The organism is Butyrivibrio sp., from assembly GCF_024699075.1.
In genome coordinates this window covers 1-3,389 of record NZ_JAILQF010000037.1, presented here as the reverse complement: position 1 = coordinate 3,389, position 3,389 = coordinate 1, and the positions used below count along the sequence as shown (strand labels likewise).

2 protein-coding genes are annotated in these 3,389 nt (G+C 40.0%); one reads left to right on the top strand and one right to left on the bottom strand.

The annotated features are described in order from the left end of the window. Positions 1 to 282: 282 nt before the first annotated feature. Positions 283 to 1,605: an O-acetylhomoserine aminocarboxypropyltransferase/cysteine synthase family protein gene (locus tag K6G87_RS01190; protein ID WP_296832748.1), complete on the bottom strand. Its 1,323-nt coding sequence runs from the start codon at positions 1,603 to 1,605 to the stop codon at positions 283 to 285. Positions 1,606 to 2,358: 753 nt separating this feature from the next. Between K6G87_RS01190 and K6G87_RS01185 the strand changes: the two genes are divergently transcribed. Beyond that, on the top strand, positions 2,359 to 3,276 hold the full coding sequence (locus K6G87_RS01185) for a LysR family transcriptional regulator (RefSeq protein ID WP_296832745.1): 918 nt from the start codon (positions 2,359 to 2,361) through the stop codon (positions 3,274 to 3,276). Positions 3,277 to 3,389: the final 113 nt, after the last annotated feature.

Below are 3,389 nucleotides of genomic sequence, written 5' to 3'. Positions count from 1 at the left end.
TTTTTGAATCAAAGATTCAAAAATGCAGTAAATAGGCCAATTGAGAATGCCTTCGGCATTGGGCCTATTTACCAACCGATTCATTGAATCACGAAACACGCAGTAAATGCGCGTTTCTGTAATTTACATTCAAGAAATCATACTTTTTGGTATGTAGTTGGCAATTTATTAAGGATTAAAATGGCAAATTTTGTTGTTACACTGTACTTTGTTTCTGACTTACAAGTCAGATTTTATATAAGGTTTTGATACTATATCTTTGCTTTATATAGTTCGCAAAACTTATACTGCTTTTTCAACGAGCTCAGGGCTAACCTCTGCTACTGCCTTGAAGCCCTGCTCGAGATCCCAGAGAATGTCGTCGATGTGCTCTGTTCCAATTGAGAGACGGATTGTGTTCTGGTAGATACCAGCCGCCTCAAGCTGCTCAGGTGTCATCTCTGCATGTGTTGTGTCATAAGGATGTATTACAAGGCTCTTAACATCTGCTACGTTAGCAAGAAGTGAGAAAATCTTAAGTCCATCGATGAATGCATATGCTTCCTTCTGGCCACCCTTAATATTGAATGTGAAGATTGAAGCGCCTCCGTTAGGGAAATACTTGTTATAAAGCTCATGATCAGGATGATCAGGAAGAGATGGATGGTTAACCTTCTCTACAAGAGGGTGATTAGAAAGGAACTCTACAACCTTCTTGGTATTCTCAGCATGTCTTTCAAGACGAAGTGAAAGTGTCTCAAGCCCCTGAAGGAGGATCCATGCACTTATAGGTGCAAGTGTTGCTCCAGTATCTCTTAAAAGAATAGCTCTTATATAAGTTACGTATGCTGCAGGTCCTGCCGCATCTACAAAAGATACACCGTGATAGCTGACGTTAGGCTCTGTGAACTGAGGAAACTTGCCTGAAGCCTTCCAGTCAAACTTGCCGCTGTCTACGATTATTCCGCCGAGTGTTGTTCCATGTCCGCCTATGAACTTGGTCGCAGAATGTACTACGACATCTGCGCCATGTTCAATAGGTCTGATAAGGTAAGGTGTTCCAAATGTATTATCGATCACAAGCGGTATGCTATGCTTATGAGCAAGCTCCGCGAGTGCATCGATGTCCGGAATATCCGAATGAGGATTTCCAAGAGTTTCAATGAAGACTGCTTTAGTCTTATCGTTAATAGCTTTTTCAACTTCGTCAAGGTTATGTACATCTACAAATGTTGTGCTGATACCATATCCCGGAAGTGTCTGGTCGAGAAGGTTATAGCTTCCTCCGTAGATTGTCTTCTGTGCTACTACGTTGTCGCCTGCTTTTGCAAGAGCAAGTATTGCATATGTTACAGCTGCTGCTCCTGCTGCAACTCCAAGTGCTGCGACACCTCCCTCAAGGGCTGCTATTCTTTCTTCAAGTACACCCTGAGTTGAGTTTGTAAGTCTTCCGTATATGTTACCTGCATCTCTTAAATTAAATCTGTCTGCAGCATGCTGTGCACTGTGGAATACATATGATGTTGTCTGATATATCGGTACTGCTCTTGAATCTGTAGTAGGATCTGCCTGTTCCTGACCTACATGAAGCTGTAAAGTTTCAAATTTGTAATTATGTTCGCTCATACCTTTGTCCTCCTATAATCTTATAAATACTGTGACTCTGTTCTTATTTTTGGATATTTGTTGCTCTCGCACCTTTACTAATGTCTTTAGCTATTATTTTTTGTAATATTATTTCAAGTAATAGTATTTCTGGTAATAATTATTTGTGATATTGTTTTAGTAATATATGCTTTGCGCTACTAGCTGGTTTTACAAGCTTTTTGGTCCTATTCGAATGGATTGTTTTGCTGTTGAAATTACAATACACCATCCTGGTAAGCCTGTATAATTCATAAATCCATGAGCCTGTTATAAGCAAAAACTATAACAAGATTCCTTTTGTGAAAATGAGTAGTGACATATAATATGACGTAAGGGTCAAAAGTCATTTCGATTCGAGCTTGCTCGAAATCGAATATGAATTTATGACCCGCCAAACATGAGCAAAGTAGTACGTAGTGCGGATTTGCGAATGTTTGAGGGCGCAAGACATCCGGGGGATGTCTGTTTTGCGCCGACCGGAGTGTAACGTAGATGTGAGAGTTTCGAAGAAACGGAACAATCCGGTAGTCATATGGTATCAAAAGGAACTTTTGACACCTACCTCATAATATTTATCTATAAAAAAGATGCAATAATGTATATAAGTCACGTCTTTACACCAGATACAACATATAAATACAAAGTTAATATAATAGATACAAATATATCCAGATACCATAACGGATACATATATAAGTATCTCCTTTGACACGATATAAGAGGATAGTTATCATGACATTACAACAGATGAAATACGTTATAGAAATAGCAGAACGCGGCTCAATCAATGAAGCATCCAAAGCTCTCTATATATCACAGCCTAGCCTGTCAGGTGCTGTCAGGGAGATTGAGAAGGAGCTTGGGATCAGCATCTTTGCAAGAAGTAACAGAGGCATAACACTTACTACAGAAGGTAGCGAGTTCGTAGGCTATGCCCGCCAGATCTTAGAGCAGTACAAACTCATGGAAGACCACTATCAGGGCAAGCCTGAAAACGAGAAGAAATTCTACGTATCTGCACAGCACTATACATTCGCTGTAGAAGCTTTCTCCAAGACTATATTAAAAGCAGGAATGGATGAATATGACTTCGCCATATACGAGACAAGAACAAGCGAGATAATTCAGGATGTCAAGAACATGCGAAGTGAACTTGGAATCCTGTATCTTAACAACTTCAATGAAAAAGTACTAAGTGATGATTTTAAGGAGAACAATCTGGTATTCACAGAGCTGTTCACCTGCAATACCTACGCATATCTTAGTTCAGATCATCCTCTTGCCAGTGAAAAGAGTGTATCCATAAGCGACTTGGAAGAATACCCTTGCCTATCTTTCCATCAGGGAGAGAAAAATTCCTTCTATTATGCAGAGGAAGTTCTGAGCACATATCCTTATAAAAAAATAATCCATGTAAATGACAGAGCGACTGCCCTTAATATGATGACTCTCTTAGACGGCTTCACTCTGTGCAGCGGTGTCATCTGCAAAGAGCTCAACGGAGACGGATACACATCCATCCCTCTTCAAAGTGATGAGCTAATGCGCATAGGCTATATCAAGCGATCTGACACCAAGCTATCTCCGATCGCCAAGCAGTTCATCAAAGAGATGAAAAAATATGGTAAGCGTCAAATAACCCGCCTATGATTTAATCTGCTTCTATGGTTTACTTTAAAAAACCGAAAAAACTAACTAGTTTTTTAAAGGAGGCCAGAAATGGATCAAATCACACACGATGTGCGTACAGCCCAGTGGGCTGA

Excerpts from the sequence above, each read along its gene's own strand:
- K6G87_RS01190 (WP_296832748.1), bottom strand. The coding sequence starts at position 1,605 with ATGAGCGAACATAATTACAAATTTGAAACTTTACAGCTTCATGTAGGT.
- K6G87_RS01185 (WP_296832745.1), top strand. The coding sequence starts at position 2,359 with ATGACATTACAACAGATGAAATACGTTATAGAAATAGCAGAACGCGGC.